Below are 16,734 nucleotides of genomic sequence, written 5' to 3'. Positions count from 1 at the left end.
TGTCGAGACCTGTCTTTAGGTCAGCCAGAGGTGACCGCCGTATTGCCGGCATGGCGGGAGAGGTCGGCCTGCGCGTCATCAATCGCTGCTTCAATCAGCTGGCGCCAGTCTGCCTTGGTGGCCGCGGTGTCGCTGCCCGACGGGAAAGTGACCGAACGGGACGCGTTGACCGTGCCGCCTTCGAGGCGATTGCCGATGCGGGTAAAGCCTGCCAGCGCGTCGGATGCGCCGCCGCCCTGCGCGCCATAGCCTGGCACAAGGAACAGGGCCTGCGGCGCGAGGCTGCGCAGATGACGCGCCTCGTCCGGCCCGGTCGCGCCTGCCACCAGCATCAGGCTGGACCAGCCTTCCGCGCCCTTCAGCCGGTCAATCGCCGGGGCGAGCGCCTCTACAACGCGGGCATAGAGCGGCGCGCCTTCCAGATCCCTAGCCTGAAAGTCCGCAGAGCCGGGATTCGACGTGCGCGCCAGCACGACAACGCCCTTCCCTGTCTCTTCGGCCAAGTCGAGAAAAGGCTCCAGCGTATCGAGCCCCATATAGGGGTTCACGGTGACCGCATCAGAACGGAACGGTGCGTTCCGAGAAAGATAGGCCGCTGCATAGCCCTTGGCGGTGGTGCCGATGTCTCCACGCTTGGCATCCGCGATGACCAGCAAGCCAGCCTCCTGAGAAGCGTCGCAAACCCGCTGCAAAGCGCGCATGCCGTCCGGGCCGTGACGCTCAAACAGGCCAACTTGCGGCTTCACCACGGCGACGCGGCCCGCAGCCGACGCCACAATCGCTTCGCCCCAGGCGGCCAGCCCCTCTGGCGTGTCGCCACCGAAAAGATCTGGAATGCGGCCGGGGTGCGGATCGATGCCGACACAGAGCGGACCGAGAGACCGCGTGCCCTGAATCAGACGGCTGGCAAAATCGCTCATGGGCTCACCCGGCAGGCGACTTTCACAACCTGCAGGCGGCGGCGCGCATTGTCTGACATGGGACCGTAGGTCTCCTCTTCGAATATCTCTGTCGGGCCGTCTTCACGGTCCACGCTCAAACTGGTCAGGAAGGCATCAATGGAGGTGGGCGCAGCCGTATAGATGCGGCCCCGGCGCGGGCTTTCGGCCACGATCACGCCGCGCACTTCGCCCTTATTGTCAAAGACAGGGCCACCGGAAATGCCGCCCAGAGACCCGGTTAGCCCCCGCGTGCGGCCAATCTCTGCCCAGGCGAGAATGGGCTCAGCCCCTTCCCGGCGCCCGCGCGTGATCAGCTTGGAACGTGACATCAGCTTTGTCGCGACCTCTCCCGGCCGTCCCTGCGGATAGCCGACATGATAGCCATGCGCGCCAATGCGCAGCGGAGAGTCGAGATCGAATTTCACCGGGTTCGGACTGCGCCCCGTGGAAAGCAGCGCGAGGTCATGATCCGGGTCCACGACAATGCTCTCAACCGGAACATACTGGCCCGGTGCCACCAGAAGGCCGACGGAGTTGCACCCATCAACAACGTGCCGCGCCGTGATCCACTGGCCCGTCTTGTTGACGGCGAAGGCCGTGCCGATACCGTCCTTGGGTTCATTGACCTGAACCAGAACCTGTTCGTCCAACGGAGATGGCGGCGGAAGGGTTGGCCCATCGGCCTCGACCATGGCTGGCGCAGGTTCCGGCGCATCCGCTTTCGGGTCCTGCGCGAACATCGTCCAGACGAAGACCGCCAGAACCGCCACATAGATCACCCAGTCAAACGAACGCAAAGCCAGGCCCCCTTCTCAAAACCGTTGCAGGGCCGGATCCCAGAGACCGGCTGCAAGTATAAGAGCTGAGGATAATTTTGCGGCAATCAAGACAATGGCTGCGCCGGCCTCTTCCTGTTCGATTCGCTTCGGAATGTCCGTCAGGATGACGTCTACAAGGCGGTACACAATGAGTTGAATGAGCAGCGACACGATGCCCCAAATCACCAGATCAATCAGCGTGACACTGGAGGCAAGGCAGGATGCAATCGGAATGGCAAGCCCGGCAATGGCCCCTGCCAGCGCGAGCCCGGCAGCAGAATTTCCTTGTTTTACAAGGGCAAGTTCTTTCCATGGGGTGAGCAGCACATAAATCGTGCTGGCAATGACCAGCATGACGCCAGCCGCACCGGTCCACAAAAGGAAGCGCGGAAACGCCTCGACAAATGCCAGAGTTTCACCACCCATACGGAGCTCGCTCTTTCCTGTACGACATGTCAGCCCCATTTGAGCCTGACACATCCCTAGCCATAGCTTGGCGCAGCCTCAAGGAGACATCTCATGCTTAAAGGTAAAACCGCACTCGTTACCGGATCAACAAGCGGGATCGGAAAAGCGATCGCCGAGCGTCTCGCGCGAGAGGGATGTGATGTCGTTCTGAACGGCTTCGGCGACCAGGACGCCATCGAGGCCCAGCGCGCCAGCATGGAAAAAGAGCACGGCGTGAAGGTCGGCTATGCAAATGCAGACCTGACCGACCCGGACGCGATTGAAGGCATGATGGGCTATGTCATGCGCGATTTCGGCGGAGCGGACATTCTGGTCAACAATGCCGGCGTACAGCATGTTGCGCCGCTGGAAGACTTTCCGGTTTCCAAATGGGACCTGATCATCGCGCTGAACCTCAGCGCGGCGTTCCACACGATCCGCATGGCCATCGGGCCGATGAAGGAAAAGGGCTGGGGCCGGATCATCAATACCGGCAGCGCCCATGCCAAGGTCGCCTCCCCTTTCAAATCCGCCTATGTCACGGCGAAGCATGGCCTCGCTGGCCTGACCAAGGTGACGGCGCTTGAAGGCGCAGAGCATGGCGTGCGCTGTAACCTTATCTGCCCCGGGTACGTCCACACACCGCTGGTTGACGGCCAGATCGACGATACCGCCAAGGCACGGGGGATGACCCGCGATCAGGTGGTGAAGGACGTTATCCTGGACGCCCAGCCGACCAAGGAATTCGTCACGGTGGAACAGATTGCCGGCTTTGCAGCCTTCCTCTGCTCACCCGACGCAGATCAGATCAATGGCGCGGACCTGTCCATTGATGGCGGCTGGGTCGCGCAATAGCGCCTAGTCCTGCAGCACTTTTCCGAGGCACGCCGCGATGGTTTCCGGCGTGTCCTCATGGGTGAAGAAGGTTTTCAGCTGCCAGTCCTTGTCCATCAGATACAACAGGGACGTATGGTCCATCGTGTATTCTGAGGCGCTCTCTGGCTGTTCCACACGGGAATAGTCCGCCACAAATTCATCTGCGGCCTTACGAATCTGTTCCGGTGTACCCGTCAGGCCGACAAGGTTTTTCGGAAAACGCGGCGCCTTCACATAGGACGCCAGCACCTCCGGCGTATCCCGTTCGGGATCTACCGAAATCAGCAGGGTCTGCGGCGGCTCTACACCGTCCGGCAGCTGCTCATAGGCGCGCTCCACATTCACCAGGGTCATCGGGCAGACATCCGGGCAATAGGTGAAGCCGAAATAGACGAGCGAGAACTCGCCTTTGTAATCATCCTGCGTGACGGCCTTGCCGGTGTCATCCGTCAGAGAGATTGGCCCGCCGATCTCCGGATAGGCCCGGCTGAGGCAGTCCGCCGTCTCGCCGCTGGAGACAGCGACGTCGGTTGTCGCCTCTCCATTCGCCGCGTCGGGAGACGGGCTGCAAGCCGAAAGAACGGCGATAAGGGCGGAGGCGCCAAGCAGCGCTGGAATATGTCTGGTCATGGCAGCGATATGGAACGCAACGGGCGCTTGGCGCAAGCGTCACGCTGACGCATAAGGCGCAGATGGATGATTTGTCCCGCGAAGCCCAGTTCGATCTTGATGATGCGATCTTCACCCTGCCCCCGGAAGGGCTGGGATCTGCCCAGTCTGCGCTGGGCCGCACGCGCCTGCGCACCTTCATCACGCTGCGCTGGCTGGCGGTGGCGGGTCAGACGGCAGCAGTGCTGTTCGTGGCCTTTGGGCTTGGCTTCACGCTTCCGCTGGCGCTGTGCCTGGCGATCATCGCTGCCTCCGCCTGGCTGAACGTCTTCCTGTCCTTTGCCTTTCAGAGCCAGCGCCTGACGCGCGGATGGGAGGCGACACTGCAACTCTTCTTCGACACGATGCAGCTGGCCGCGCTCATTGCGGCAACGGGGGGGCTGTCGAACCCGTTCCTGTTGCTGCTGGTGGCGCCTGTTACGGTGGCGGCGCTCAGCCTCAGCCCCTTCCGGGCAACCCTGGTGGCGTTGCTGGCGCTGCTACTGGCTGCGTTGATGCCGGTGTTGCATATGCCCCTGCCCTGGGGCGTCGCGAATGCGATCTCCCTGCCGCCCCTGTTCCAGCTGGGCCAGTTCTCGGCGCTGGCCGTGGGTGTGGTCTTTTTCTCGCTGTCTGCCGCTCGGGTCAGCCAGGATGAGGCGCGCCTTGTGCGGGCGCTGGACGCTGCGAGCGTGGTGATGGCACGCGAACAGCGGCTGTCTGCGCTTGGCGCAATGTCTGCGATGACAACGCATGAACTTGGCACACCGCTGGCCACGATCCACCTGGTTGCCAAGGAATTGCAGGCTGAACTCGATCAAGATGACCCGCGCGCAGAAGACATTACCCTGATTGCCGAACAGGCAGACCGCTGTCGCAATATCCTCGCCACGATCCGCGAAGCGCGCGAGGCGACGGACATTGTCCATGCGCAGATCCCCCTGGACGCGCTGGTGACGGAGGCGGCCGCGCCGTTCAAGGGCCTCGGCGTGGATTTGAGCGTGAGGGCCGAACCCGGCGAAGGCGGCAGCGCCAAGCCGCCTGTGCTGAAGCGCAGCCCGGAAATTCTGCATGCCCTCGGCGCCTTTATCGAAAACGCCGTCAGCTTTGCCGATACGCGGGTAAATGTCGTCGCGACCTGGACCGAAGAGCAGATGACGGTCACGATCAGCGACGATGGCCCCGGTTTTGCCGCCGAAGTGCTGCCAAAACTGGGGGAACCCTATGTCTCGCAACGCGGCGAAGCCCATCTGGGTGGCGGCGATATGGGGCTCGGCTTCTTCATTGCAAAAACGCTGATCGAACGGACGGGCGGGCGTATTGCAACCCGTAACAGAACGCCCCCTAAGAAGGGCGCTGTCGTCCAGACTCTCTGGCCTCTGCGCCTTTTGCAGGTCCCTCACTTGGAATAGTAGGTGCAACAGGCCTATATGTTCGGGATTAGTTCAGGGGTTTTGGCGATGGAACGGCCAGTAAATGTAAACCTGCATGAGAGTCTCAAGGATATTGAGGATCGCTCGTGCCTTGTCATGGATGATGACGGCCCGTTCGTGCAAAGGCTTGCACGCGCACTGGCGCAGAGAGGCTTTGTGGTTTCCGCTGTCTCCAGCGTCAGCGAGGGCAAGGATATTGCCCGCATGAATCCGCCCGCCTTTGCGGTGCTGGACCTGCGCCTGGAAGATGGCAGCGGCCTGGATGTGGTGGAAGTGCTGCACAAGCACCGCTCGGATGCCCGCGCTGTGATCCTGACTGGCTATGGCGCAATCGCAACGGCTGTGGCCGCCGTGAAGGCTGGCGCCGTGGATTACCTGTCCAAGCCTGCAGATGTGGAAGACATCATCCGCGCGCTGGTCGCCTCTACGGATGAAAAGCCTGCGCCGCCGGAAAACCCGATGTCGGCTGACCGGGTCCGCTGGGAACACATTCAGCGCGTGTATGAGCTGTGTAATCACAATGTGTCTGAAACGGCCCGCCGCCTGAACATGCACCGCCGCACATTGCAGCGTATTCTGGCCAAGCGCGCGCCAAGATAGGCCCGGCAAGGCGGCCACCTCCGCAGGACCTCACCTCTGACGCATGGCTTCCATGCATCGATAAAGCGTTGCAAGCGATTCTCAGAGACTGGTAAGCGCGGCGGATGAAAACTTTCCACTGCCTCACCACACCGCTGATCCTGGCCACCATCGGCGTGCCGGCTTTCGCACAGACTGAAGACGCCCTGACCCGGCTGGACCCGGTCGTCACCACGGCGACCGCCAGCGAGACGCCGCTGAGCGACATTCCCATGTCTGTCAGCGTCATCAGCGCGGGCGACCTATCGCTGACAGATGCCTATGTCGGCGCAGAGGATGTAACCGACCTGCTGACCGGTGTGGAAGCGGCCGTGGCCAATGGCACGCAAGTGGCCTTCCAGATCCGCGGCATTGGTGCGGTGGACCATCAGGCGCTGACGCCGACAGCGGCCTCCGTCTATTCCGATGGCGTCTATCTGGCGACCAATGTGCAAACTGGCATGATGCTGTACGATCTGGAACGGATCGAAGTGCTGAAAGGCCCGCAAGGCACGCTCTATGGCCGCAATGCCTCGGGTGGCGCGATCAATTTCATTTCCGTGCGCCCCGGAGAAAACCAACGCCGCTATGTGCGCGCGGGCTATGGTAATTTCAATCGCGTCGATCTCGACGGCGCCTATGGCAACAGCTTTGACAATGGCTTCAGCTATCGCCTGGCCGGGCGGTATCTGAGCCGGGACGCTGTGCTGGACAATGTCGACGGGCCGGAAGATGCTGGCGGTGTGCGCGACGAGTTCGGCCTGCGCCTGGGCCTGAACTGGGACCGCGCGCTGGGTGGCAGCCTGCTGATCCGCACGCATTACGAAGAAGACAATGGCGTCAACGCGACCCCGCGTAATGATACGCTGAACCTGAGCGATCATGAGATCTCTTCTTCCGGGGATGGCCTGCAGGATACGGACAATGAGTTCTACGGCATCTCTGCCGAGTATGAGCGCGCGCTGGGACGCTGGACGCTGACATCCCTGACATCCTTTGAAGGCTATAATCAGGATTACGGGTTCGACTTTGATGGCGCGGCCGCCCTCTATGGAGATCCGACGCTGAGCGCGAACCTCTCCTATATCCGGGATTTCCGTCAGTATTCGCAGGAAGTGCGCCTGAAGACCGATTGGGATAAAGGCAGCACCCTGTTTGGCATTCATGCCTCTCAGGAAGATTTCAGCCAGACTTACACGATCTGGTGCGGGGAGCTGGACCCAAATACGCTGATCGGCAGCTGCGCCTATGTGGGCGCGGGCAGCCGCGCGGGCCCTGATCCCGTCTCTGACGGCACAGCCATGACGCTGGTGACGGACATTCGCCAGGAACGCACGAGCCTTGCGGCGTTCACCTATAATGAATTTGATCTGTCAGACCGCCTGACCGCCACGCTGGGCGCGCGTCTAACGCATGAAAAGATTGAGGGCATTGGCAGTGGACGGCACATTTTTGATGACGGCACGATTGGCTATAACAATGTCAATGGACTGGGCCTGGCAGCGGGCAACAACAAGATTGATGACACCCAACTGACAGGCAATCTGGCACTGTCCTATAAAATGACGGGAGGCACGGCCTATGCCTCCATCGCCAACAGCTACAAGTCTGGTGGCTTCAATGGCGAAGTGCAGAACAATGCAACCCATTTCGCCGATGACGGACTGTTTGATGCCGAAACCGTCACTGCCTATGAGATAGGCTATAAGGGCCAGCCAAGCGCAAATCTGGCCTATAGTATTGCCGCCTTCTATCAGGACTATGACGACCCGCAGGCGCGTATCTTTGTCGACTTTCAATTGCCAGATGGTGGCAGCATTACCTCCAACTCGCTGTCCAATCTTGATGCGGCGACCTCTTACGGGCTGGAGGCCGATCTGACCTGGCAGACCACAGAAGCATTCATGCTGGAAGCCGGCCTGACCCTTCTGGAGACGGAAATTGACCAGTCCTCTGACACTGGCGGAAATGCCGCGACCTTTGACGGCAATCCGCTGCCCTTTGCGCCGGATGTCTCCGCCACGCTCGGTGGGCGCTATGCCTACGCAGTGTCGCAAGGCGTCGAAGGCACGCTGTCGGCGCATCTGAAATATCGCGGCGACTATTATCTTGACCCGGAAGGTCTGGATACGCGCATGCAAGAGGGCTTCACGACACTGCAGGCGGAAGCAGGCTTCCGCTTTGTCGAGACCGGCATGACGCTGACCGTATGGGGGCGAAACCTGACTGATGAAGACTATGCCGTCTCCGGCTATGGCTTTATCGGCTACAACACGTTCCGCTCCGACCCGCGCACCTATGGCGTGCGGATCGGCTATGATTTCTAGGGCCTAGCCTTCCGGACAGCCGCCACGATCAAATCGGTAGGCCCGGAAATTCACCGGGTCTCCATTTGAGTAATTCAGCGCGTAATAGGACTCGGTCTCCGTCACGCACAGATTCATTTGCTCGGCCTGCTTGCGTAGATGCGCGACTTCTTCCGTAATCGGAGGCTCTGCCTTGCGATCCTCGAAATTGATCAGATAGACGACCGGATAGGCGGACGTGTCAGACGGCAAGTCCAGCGGTGTTTCCGGCGGATGCAAATTCTGTGTGCCAAGGGTCAGCACATAGGAGGGTTCCGCATAGCCGAGCGCCAGGATGCGCTCAGGCGCCTGCCATTTACACTCTTCTCCCGGCACGCCGCAGACATCTTCCAGCGCCAGACGTGCGGTTTCTGTCGGCTGCACCCAGACCTGACTGGGCAGCATATAGATGCGCACATGCCAACCGATCAGAACGCTGGCCAGAATGGAAAACAGCGCCGCATTGCATTCATGACGTCGGGAGAATTCGATAATGGCCACACCGCAGAGGAAAAAGCCGGACCACCAGAGCCAGAGTGGGAACTCCCGATACTGCGTCCAGGAGGCAAGCACTTCATCGGCTGACGCCGTGGTGAAGTCCCCTGCTGTCTCGGCCATGAGATAGGTCGTTACGCCCGGAAAGGATGCCGCCAGCAGAAGAATCGCGCCCAGACTGAACAGAGCAATCGAGACCCAGCGGGTCACGGGCCATTTCGCACCATCGATCAGCTTGGTCGCCGCATAGCCGCCAAGCAACCCAAAGGCGGGGTAAGCAGGCAGGATATAGTGGCTGAGCAGGGTCGGCATCAGCTCGAAGAAGGCATAGGTGAGAATTGCCCAGGCGACGATCAAACGCAAACCGCGCATCTCGTCGGTCGCGACCCCCTCTCCAATCGGCCAGCGGTCCTGCCATTTCGGCTGACCCGCCAGCCATCCGACCGTGACCAGCAGTAAAGCGGGCCAGACCGGCAGCGGCTTCAGAGTGGCAACCGTATTGACCGCTTGTGCAACCATTCCGGTGCCCGAAGGACGCGGCAGAAGCGGCAAAAGATAGCTGAGCGCGAGCAGGCCCGCGAAAAGCGCAACACAGATCAAGAAGATGTGCTGCATCCATTTCCAGCCAGCCGCACCGCCGGGCTTCAGCGTTTTCCAGGCGGCCACAAAGCCGGGCACCAGGAACAGGCTGGCCGGGAAATACCAGATCGGCAAATGCGTCAGATGGTAGAATGGCCAGCCGCCATGGCCCTCAGAGGCTCCGGTGAACTTGTCTTTGAGATCCTTGCCAACAGCGCCCTTGATATACTGGCCATCGGTCGCCGCCTGAATCCAGAGGAACCATGGCAGCACCATCGCCACAAAGATCGCAGGCCCCGGCCACCAGAGCAGGACGCGCCACCAGTCGCCGCCCTTCCCGTCTGCCGCCTTGGTCCAAACCCAGGCGCCGATCCCGGCATAGGCAGCGACCATGGGCGTCACCGGCCCCTTGATCAGGAAACTGGCTCCCATGCAGAACCAGAACAACAGCGCCATCTTCTTGGACTGATCCTTGTTCATGTAGAGCCGCGCAAGCGCGCCAATACTGAGTGTGGTCAGGAAAACCAGAACGCCATCGGTCTTGGAGATGTGCGCTTCGGAGGTCAGCAGCAGGGTCGCCCCAAAGGTCGCGGCGCCAATGAAGCTCGCCCGCCTGCCGATCAAAGGCAGCCCGGCCCAGAAACAGGCGAGTGTCGCAAAGGCCGCGCCCAGCCAGCTGGGGACACGATAAGTCCAGATCTGCTTGGCTTCCGGCCCGGTGAGGACAGCGGTTGCCCCCGCCTGCAGCCAGTGAATGCCGGCCGGCTTCTTGTTTCTCAACTCATCCTGATACTGGATGCGGATATAGTCATGCTCTTCCAGCATCTCTTTGGAGGCCTGGGCGAAACGGCTCTCATCCCGGTCCAGCGCAGGCAGGTTGAACACGCCCGGCGCGGCGGCGCCAAAGGTCAGCACGAACAGGATCACCCATGGCTTCCAGCCAGTGGAAAGTCGGTCTAGCAAAGTCATGGCAGCCATTTACCGTGTTCGGGCGCATTCGTCTTGCAATTTTGCCCGTAATTTGCATCGCAGCCGGAAATGTGTGCCGGGTCTCGCCTTGAGAGCCGACCCTTTGTATGAGCGTGCAAAACAAGCCCCCTGACATCAGGGGCATACAGTCTGAAAGGTGCCGCCCGTGGCCCAGTCACTTGAATTTTCCGTCGTTGTCCCAGTCCATAATGAGGCCGGCAATGTCGAAACCCTGATCACCGAGATCGCCAGAGCGCTGGATGGCCGGGCGTTCGAGATGGTGTTCGTGGACGATGCCTCAACGGATGATACGCGCGCAAAACTCGCTGAGCTGAAAGGGAAATTCCCCATGCTGCGCGTTCTGGGCCACCGCAAGAATGCTGGTCAGAGCCGCGCGATCCGCTCTGGTATCCTGGCAGCCCGTGCGCCCGTGATCGGCACGCTGGACGGGGATGGACAGAATGATCCGGCGGACCTGCCAGACCTTTACCGCCAGCTGACCCGCGCCGATGCGCCCGACAGTCTGAAAATGGTGATGGGCCGCCGTGCCAAGCGCAAGGACACGGCCTGGAAGCGCTTTGGCAGCCGCTTTGCCAACAATATCCGCAAGCGCATGCTGAACGATGATTGTGACGATTCCGGCTGCGGCATCAAAGCGATCAAGCGCGAGGCCTATCTCCAGCTGCCCTATTTCGATCACATGCACCGCTACATGCCGGCGCTGATGCGGGCCGAGGGCTTTGATGTGGAATATCGGGACGTGAACCACCGCGAGCGCGGCACCGGCACGTCCAACTACACCAATTTCGGACGCCTGAACGATGCGTTCTCGGATCTGCGCGGTGTGACCTGGCTGATCCGCCGCCGGCGCAATCCGGGTGGGGCAGACGAGATCTAGCCCCCCTGCCCGGCTTAGGGGGCGGCTTCAGCGATAGGCTGCAATGGCGATGGAGATTTCGCCATCCTCATCAAACACAAAGGTCTCGGCAGCCTTCTGGCCGCGATGGTTTGTGTAGAGCACGGTGATGGCATCCGATCCGGTCAGTACATCATCCAGCTCAAAGAACAGGCCACTCGCCATGGCGAGGGCCTTCTCCCAATATTTCCGCAGGTCTGGCTTGCCCGTGATGCTGTCCGCGCCAGTCTCCATGACTTGCGCAATACGCGGTGAGTGGAACACGATCCCGTCTGCATAGTGCGACAGCACCGCATCGAGATCGTGATCATTCCACGCCGCCACCCAGTCTCGGGCGAAGCTTTCAGGGTCCGGACGCGCCATGGCTACGGACCTGTCAGCCCTGACCGCTAAGGGCCAGAACGTCTTCCACCGTGCGCAAGCCCGGCTTTGGCGACGTGACCAACACGGCCATGTTGCCCGGCAAGTGCTTGTTATCCAGCATCTTGTCGTGCGCGGCCGGAATGTCTGCCCACGGGAAGACTTCCGACATGCCCGGATCAATCCGGCGGTTGATCACCAGATCGTTCGCCGCAGAGGCCTGTTTCAGGTTTGCGAAGTGGCTGCCCTGAACGCGTTTCTGGCGCATCCACAGGAAGCGCGCATCCATAGTCAGGTTGAAGCCGGTCGTGCCAGCACAGATGACCACCATGCCACCACGCTTCACGACAAAGACAGACACCGGGAAGGTCGACTCGCCGGGGTGTTCGAACACGATGTCGACATCCTTGTTGCCGGTGACTTCCCAGATGGCTTTGCCGAATTTACGGCTCTCGCGCATGTAATCCTTGAATTCCGGACCATTCACCGTGGGCAGCTGGCCCCAGCAATTGAAATCCTTGCGATTCAGCACGCCTTTGGCGCCAAGGCTGAGCACGTGATCCTTCTTGTCGTCGCTTGAGACGACACCAATCGCGTTCGCGCCGGTGACTGCGCACAGCTGGACACCGAAACTGCCGAGGCCGCCGGAGGCGCCCCAAACGAGTACATTGTCAGCAGGCTTCACGATGTGTGGGCGGTGGCCGAACAGCATGCGGTAGGCGGTGGCGAGCGTCAGCGTGTAGCAGGCGCTTTCTTCCCAGGTCAGGTGTTTCGGGCGCGGCATGCACTGGCGAGCCTGAACTCGGCAGAACTGCGCGAAGGAGCCGTCAGGCGTCTCATAACCCCAAATGCGCTGGCTGGGCGAGAACATCGGATCGCCGCCATTGCATTCCTCGTCGTCGCCATCATCCTGATTACAGTGGATGACCACTTCATCGCCCGGCTTCACGCGGGTCACCTTGCGGCCAACGGCCCAGACAATGCCTGCAGCGTCAGACCCGGCAACGTGGAAATCCTGTTTGTGAACATCGAAGACCGACACAGGCTCGCCCAAGGCAGCCCAGATGCCGTTATAGTTCACGCCTGCCGCCATCACGAGCACCAGCACTTCGTCGGAATCGATCTCCGGAACCGGAACCTGCTCCATCTGCATCGCCGTTGACGGGCGGCCATGCCGCTCGCGGCGAATTGCCCAGGCATGCATGAATTTGGGTACGTGAAACTCCGGTGGAATCTCACCTACCTCATAAATATCCTTAACTTCCCTCGCCATAGTGGGGGTGCCCTCCTCCAATTGTATTTGCCAAATTGCTGTGAGCGCACTTATCGGAGTGGCTTCACAAATTTCTCGGCTCGCGCCACCTTGGCCGCTTGGTTGTAAGCTTGCAAGATGTTTGTTGCGCTGCACAATTCTTTACAGGGAGGCATGGCAAATATGCCAATAGGCGACCAGGTGCATCTAAACGGCCGGCTCGTGCCGTTTTCCGAGGCCCATATATCTCCGCTCGACAGAGGCTTTCTGTTCGCCCACGCCGCCTATGAAGTGACCGCTGTTTACAATGGCAAATTCATTGATCTGGACGGCCATTTACTGCGACTGGCGCGCACTCTGGAAGGCATCGCCCTGCCCAATCCGCACAGCGATGCAGAGTGGGCCCGCATCCATCAGGAACTGATCGACGCAAATGGTATCCGCGAGGGGCTTGTCTACTTGCAGGTCACCGGCGGCGCCTATGAAGCCCGCGACTTTGCCGGGCCGGAAACATTCGAGCCGACCGTGTTCCTCTATGCGGATGCCAAGCCGCTGATCGGCCAGGCCGCGGAACACGGCATCGCCGCGATCTTCATGCACGATACACGCTGGGCTCGCCGCGACATGAAAACCGTCCAATTGCTGTCGCAGGCCCTCGCCTATCGCGCAGCCAAGCAGGCCGGCGCAGACACAGCCTTTCTGGTGCAGGACGGCCATGTCACTGAAGCCGCCTCAGCCAATGCCTGGATCGTCAATGACAGTGGGCGCCTGATCACGCGTAATCTTTCCACAGATATCCTGCCCGGCATTACCCGCTCGGGCGTGCTGCGCCTGATCGACAAGACCGGACTGGAAATAGAAGAGCGCGCCTTCACCCCGGACGAGGCCCTGAACGCGACCGAAGCGTTCACGACGTCTGCCGGAGCAATGATCGCGCCCGTCATCATGATGGAGGGGCAACCCGTCGGCGCGGGCAAGCCAGGGCCCGTCACCCGCAAGGTGCAGAAGGCCTATTACGAAGCGATTGGCGCAGATGTGGCCTCTGTTGCGCCCTGGGTTCTGGCCTGAAGCGAGTGCCAGATCTTCAGGCCGAGAATGACCATGGCCAGTAACAGGGTGACAGAATTGGCCAGGATCATCGGCAGGGATTGCTCCATGATGCCATAGACTAGCCACGCCGCGACGCCGGTCGTGAACATGATATACATGATCAGCGAAATGCCATTGGTTTGGCGTGTGCGGATCACAAGCAGGGCCTGCGGCAGGAAAGATAATGTTGTCAGCGCCGCAGCCGCAAGGCCGATGAATTCAGACATGTCCTGTATCTCCGGAAGTTCGGATCAGACCTAGCTGATTTGTGGTAGCGGTAAAATCCGGCAATTCAATCGCGGTCGATGACTTCGCCTTCGATGATGTCACCGTTTCCAGGCTGGCCGCGGCCGGAATTATCGTTCGCACCACTGGTACCAAACGCCGCATTCACCTGCGCCAGAGCGCCCTCCATTTCGCGCCCGGCAATGGACGCACTGACACGATTTGCGACCAGCGCAATACCTGCCACAGCAAGCAACAGGACCAGATCCGTCAGGCCCAATCCGCGCGCCAGCGACACATCCCGGAACAGGGCGAGGATACCAAGACTGAGAATGAAGACGCCCGCAAGAAGGCCTATGCGCCAGGCAAGCCCGGGCAAAAGTCCTGATAAATCAGGCCGGTCATCACTTCCCGCGAGGCGGAGGAGACGCAGTCTTTCCACCCAGCTGACACCCAGCATGCCGAGGGCCAGCACCCCGACCATCAGCGCGCTGCGCTCCAGTATGGCTGCCAGAATGACGCCCGCTGGAAAGGCCAGCAAAGAAACGAGCCGCAAGATCAGAACGGTCTTGAGGGGAGAAGAAGACTGTATCAAATTCATTTCCTGTTTCAGGTCATGTGGTTGTTCGTGCAGGCAACAACAAGCATGGAATGCTTGCCTTGTTACGTCTCACGCGGCATGTTGCGCCGCAACATAATAAGGGGAGAATTCCGTGGCAGACATGGATAAATCATATCAGCACAAGCCAGACCGGCCTTGGATTTTCCGCACCTATGCCGGGCATTCCACAGCCGAGAAATCGAACGCGCTGTATCGCGGCAATCTGGCAAAGGGCCAGACCGGCCTGTCGATCGCTTTCGATCTGCCAACCCAGACGGCCTATGACGCCGATCATGTGCTGTCGCGCGGCGAAGTCGGTAAGGTTGGCGTGCCGGTAAAACATCTCGGCGACATGCGCGCTCTGATGGCTGACCTGCCGCTGGAGGAAATGAACACCTCCATGACGATCAACGCCCCGGCGGCCTGGATGCTGGCGCTGTATGTCGCCCTGGCTGACGAACGCGGCGATGACCGCAAGAAGCTGCGCGGCACAACACAGAACGACATCGTGAAGGAATACCTCTCCCGCGGCACCTATGTCTTCCCGCCGGAGCCGAGCCTGCGCCTGATCTCTGACATGGTGAGCTGGTGCTACACGGAAGTCCCCAAATGGAATCCGATGAATGTCTGCTCCTACCATTTGCAGGAAGCCGGCGCGACACCGGAACAGGAACTCGCCTACGCCCTGGCGACCGCGATTTCCGTGCTGGATACCGTTAAAGCTGGCGGACAAGTTCCAGAATCAGACTTTGAAACTGTCTTCGGGCGGATTTCCTTCTTCGTGAACGCAGGCGTGCGTTTCGTTACGGAACTCTGCAAGATGCGTGCTTTTGTGGAACTCTGGGAGGAGATCGGCCGCGAACGCTATGGCGTGACCAGCCCCAAGGCGCTGCTGTTCCGCTATGGTGTTCAGGTGAACTCGCTGGGCCTGACCGAGCCTCAGCCGGAAAACAATGTCTATCGCATCCTGATCGAATCTCTGGCCGTGACCCTGTCCAAGAAGGCTCGCTGCCGCGCGCTACAGCTGCCTGCCTGGAACGAAGCACTCGGCCTGCCCCGGCCTTGGGACCAGCAATGGTCGCTTCGCCTGCAGCAGATCCTGGCCTATGAGACAGACCTCCTGGAATATGAAGACATCTTCGATGGCAGCCATGTCATCGAGTCCAAGACGGATGAATTGAAACAGCTGGCCCGCAAGACGCTGGCGGACATTGATGCGCGCGGCGGCGCGACACAGTCCATCGACTATATGAAGGAAAGCCTTGTCGGCGCGCATATCGACCGCATCAAGGCGATCGAGAGCGGTGACCTGACGGTTGTGGGCGTAAACCGCTACACCGAATCCGAGGTCAGCCCGCTGGCCGCTGGCGAAGGCTCGATCCAGACAGTCGACCCGGCCGAAGAGGCCGCCCAGGTGCGGGGCCTGAAAGAATGGCGCAAATCGCGCGACCAAGCGGCCGTGGATGCGGCCCTTGATGGGCTGCGACAGGCCGCCAGCGAAGGCACCAACATCATGGAGCCCTCCATCGCCTGCGCCAAAGCCGGAGTCACGACCGGCGAATGGGGCACTGTGATGCGCGAAGTGTTCGGTGAGTATCGTGCCCCGACGGGCGTCGCCACGATTGCACGCGGTGATGTCGGCGAAGACATTGATGCCGTCCGCAAGGAAGTCGACCGGGTCTCCGAGGCACTCGGACGCCGCCTGACCTATGTCGTCGGCAAGCCAGGCCTTGATGGTCACTCCAATGGCTCAGAGCAGATCGCTGCACGCGGCCGCGAAGTGGGCATGGATGTCGTCTATGAGGGCATCCGCTTCACACCGGCAGAGATTGCCGAACAGGCCAAAGAAGCCAAGGCTCATGTCGTCGGCCTGTCGGTTCTCTCGGGCAGCCACCTCGATCTCGCGCGTGAGACGCTGGCAGAGCTTCGCAAGCTGGGCCTCGGTGATGTTCCGGTCATCATTGGCGGCATCATCCCGCCGGAAGATGCCATGGCGCTGAAACAGATGGGCATTGCCCGTGTCTACACACCCAAGGACTTCAAGATCACTGAGATCATGGGGGATGTCGTGAAGATCGCGGAAAACGCCTGGCTGATGCCTGCCTGACACATTCTGCTGCGC

16 protein-coding genes are annotated in these 16,734 nt (G+C 60.6%); 7 read left to right on the top strand and 9 right to left on the bottom strand.

Annotated features, from left to right (window positions below):
• Positions 1 to 20 precede the first annotated feature (20 nt).
• Genes pyrF through HY29_RS04145 form a run of 3 tightly spaced genes read right to left on the bottom strand, consistent with a single transcriptional unit; the run spans position 21 to position 2,185 of the window.
• Complete coding sequence (gene pyrF / locus HY29_RS04155; RefSeq protein WP_034792810.1) at positions 21 to 920, bottom strand: orotidine-5'-phosphate decarboxylase; 900 nt, start codon at positions 918 to 920, stop codon at positions 21 to 23.
• Positions 917 to 1,738: a S1 family peptidase gene (locus HY29_RS04150; RefSeq protein WP_034792808.1), complete on the bottom strand. Its 822-nt coding sequence runs from the start codon at positions 1,736 to 1,738 to the stop codon at positions 917 to 919. The genes pyrF and HY29_RS04150 overlap by 4 nt, the downstream gene beginning before the upstream one ends.
• Positions 1,739 to 1,753: 15 nt before the next feature.
• Positions 1,754 to 2,185 (bottom strand): DUF350 domain-containing protein, encoded by a 432-nt coding sequence (locus tag HY29_RS04145; RefSeq protein WP_034792805.1) that lies wholly within the window; start codon positions 2,183 to 2,185, stop codon positions 1,754 to 1,756.
• 93 nt (positions 2,186 to 2,278) lie between these two features.
• Here HY29_RS04145 and HY29_RS04140 point away from each other — a divergent pair, with 93 nt between their 5' ends.
• A complete protein-coding gene (locus HY29_RS04140) occupies positions 2,279 to 3,061 on the top strand; it encodes a 3-hydroxybutyrate dehydrogenase (RefSeq protein WP_034792804.1) in 783 nt (260 codons plus the stop codon).
• A 3-nt stretch (positions 3,062 to 3,064) separates the two neighbouring features.
• Here HY29_RS04140 and HY29_RS04135 read toward each other — a convergent pair whose 3' ends face one another.
• The gene (locus HY29_RS04135; protein ID WP_034792893.1) at positions 3,065 to 3,712 is read right to left on the bottom strand and encodes an SCO family protein; all 648 of its coding nucleotides are present in this window, start codon (positions 3,710 to 3,712) and stop codon (positions 3,065 to 3,067) included.
• A gap of 62 nt (positions 3,713 to 3,774) precedes the next feature.
• Here HY29_RS04135 and HY29_RS04130 point away from each other — a divergent pair, with 62 nt between their 5' ends.
• The 3 genes from HY29_RS04130 to HY29_RS04120 all read left to right on the top strand — a co-directional run bounded on the left by HY29_RS04130 (position 3,775) and on the right by HY29_RS04120 (position 8,108).
• Positions 3,775 to 5,142 (top strand): ActS/PrrB/RegB family redox-sensitive histidine kinase, encoded by a 1,368-nt coding sequence (locus HY29_RS04130; RefSeq protein ID WP_034792801.1) that lies wholly within the window; start codon positions 3,775 to 3,777, stop codon positions 5,140 to 5,142.
• A 48-nt stretch (positions 5,143 to 5,190) separates the two neighbouring features.
• Positions 5,191 to 5,763: an ActR/PrrA/RegA family redox response regulator transcription factor gene (locus HY29_RS04125; RefSeq protein WP_051601118.1), complete on the top strand. Its 573-nt coding sequence runs from the start codon at positions 5,191 to 5,193 to the stop codon at positions 5,761 to 5,763.
• Between the two features lie 104 nt (positions 5,764 to 5,867).
• Positions 5,868 to 8,108: a TonB-dependent receptor gene (locus HY29_RS04120; protein WP_034792798.1), complete on the top strand. Its 2,241-nt coding sequence runs from the start codon at positions 5,868 to 5,870 to the stop codon at positions 8,106 to 8,108.
• Positions 8,109 to 8,111: 3 nt separating this feature from the next.
• Here HY29_RS04120 and HY29_RS19515 read toward each other — a convergent pair whose 3' ends face one another.
• Positions 8,112 to 10,169: an ArnT family glycosyltransferase gene (locus tag HY29_RS19515; protein ID WP_199285818.1), complete on the bottom strand. Its 2,058-nt coding sequence runs from the start codon at positions 10,167 to 10,169 to the stop codon at positions 8,112 to 8,114.
• Between the two features lie 166 nt (positions 10,170 to 10,335).
• On the opposite strand from HY29_RS19515, the gene HY29_RS04105 reads away from it, so the two are divergent.
• Positions 10,336 to 11,067, top strand: coding sequence for a glycosyltransferase family 2 protein (locus HY29_RS04105; RefSeq protein ID WP_051601123.1), 732 nt, complete (start codon positions 10,336 to 10,338; stop codon positions 11,065 to 11,067).
• Positions 11,068 to 11,094: 27 nt separating this feature from the next.
• Here the strand turns inward: HY29_RS04105 and HY29_RS04100 are convergent, their stop codons facing one another.
• Both HY29_RS04100 and ccrA read right to left on the bottom strand, forming a co-directional pair.
• A complete protein-coding gene (locus HY29_RS04100) occupies positions 11,095 to 11,448 on the bottom strand; it encodes a nuclear transport factor 2 family protein (protein ID WP_034792779.1) in 354 nt (117 codons plus the stop codon).
• 13 nt (positions 11,449 to 11,461) lie between these two features.
• Positions 11,462 to 12,718 (bottom strand): crotonyl-CoA carboxylase/reductase, encoded by a 1,257-nt coding sequence (gene ccrA / locus HY29_RS04095; RefSeq protein WP_034792777.1) that lies wholly within the window; start codon positions 12,716 to 12,718, stop codon positions 11,462 to 11,464.
• Between the two features lie 153 nt (positions 12,719 to 12,871).
• Here ccrA and HY29_RS04090 point away from each other — a divergent pair, with 153 nt between their 5' ends.
• Positions 12,872 to 13,765 carry an aminotransferase class IV gene (locus HY29_RS04090; protein WP_241765129.1) on the top strand — a complete coding sequence of 298 codons (894 nt, stop codon included), beginning with the start codon at positions 12,872 to 12,874 and terminating at the stop codon, positions 13,763 to 13,765.
• Here HY29_RS04090 and HY29_RS04085 read toward each other — a convergent pair.
• On the bottom strand, positions 13,711 to 14,013 hold the full coding sequence (locus tag HY29_RS04085; RefSeq protein ID WP_034792775.1) for a SemiSWEET transporter: 303 nt from the start codon (positions 14,011 to 14,013) through the stop codon (positions 13,711 to 13,713). The genes HY29_RS04090 and HY29_RS04085 overlap by 55 nt on opposite strands.
• Positions 14,014 to 14,078: 65 nt before the next feature.
• Complete coding sequence (locus tag HY29_RS04080; protein WP_155838200.1) at positions 14,079 to 14,606, bottom strand: hypothetical protein; 528 nt, start codon at positions 14,604 to 14,606, stop codon at positions 14,079 to 14,081.
• A 127-nt stretch (positions 14,607 to 14,733) separates the two neighbouring features.
• On the opposite strand from HY29_RS04080, the gene HY29_RS04075 reads away from it, so the two are divergent.
• A complete protein-coding gene (locus HY29_RS04075) occupies positions 14,734 to 16,719 on the top strand; it encodes a protein meaA (protein ID WP_034792768.1) in 1,986 nt (661 codons plus the stop codon).
• Positions 16,720 to 16,734 lie beyond the last annotated feature (15 nt).

The sequence above is a fragment of the Hyphomonas beringensis genome (assembly GCF_000682755.1).
GTDB classification, from domain to species: Bacteria; Pseudomonadota; Alphaproteobacteria; order Caulobacterales; family Hyphomonadaceae; genus Hyphomonas; species Hyphomonas beringensis.
The sequence above is the reverse complement of the archived record's forward strand: the minus strand, read 5'-3'. Positions and strand labels throughout refer to the sequence as shown.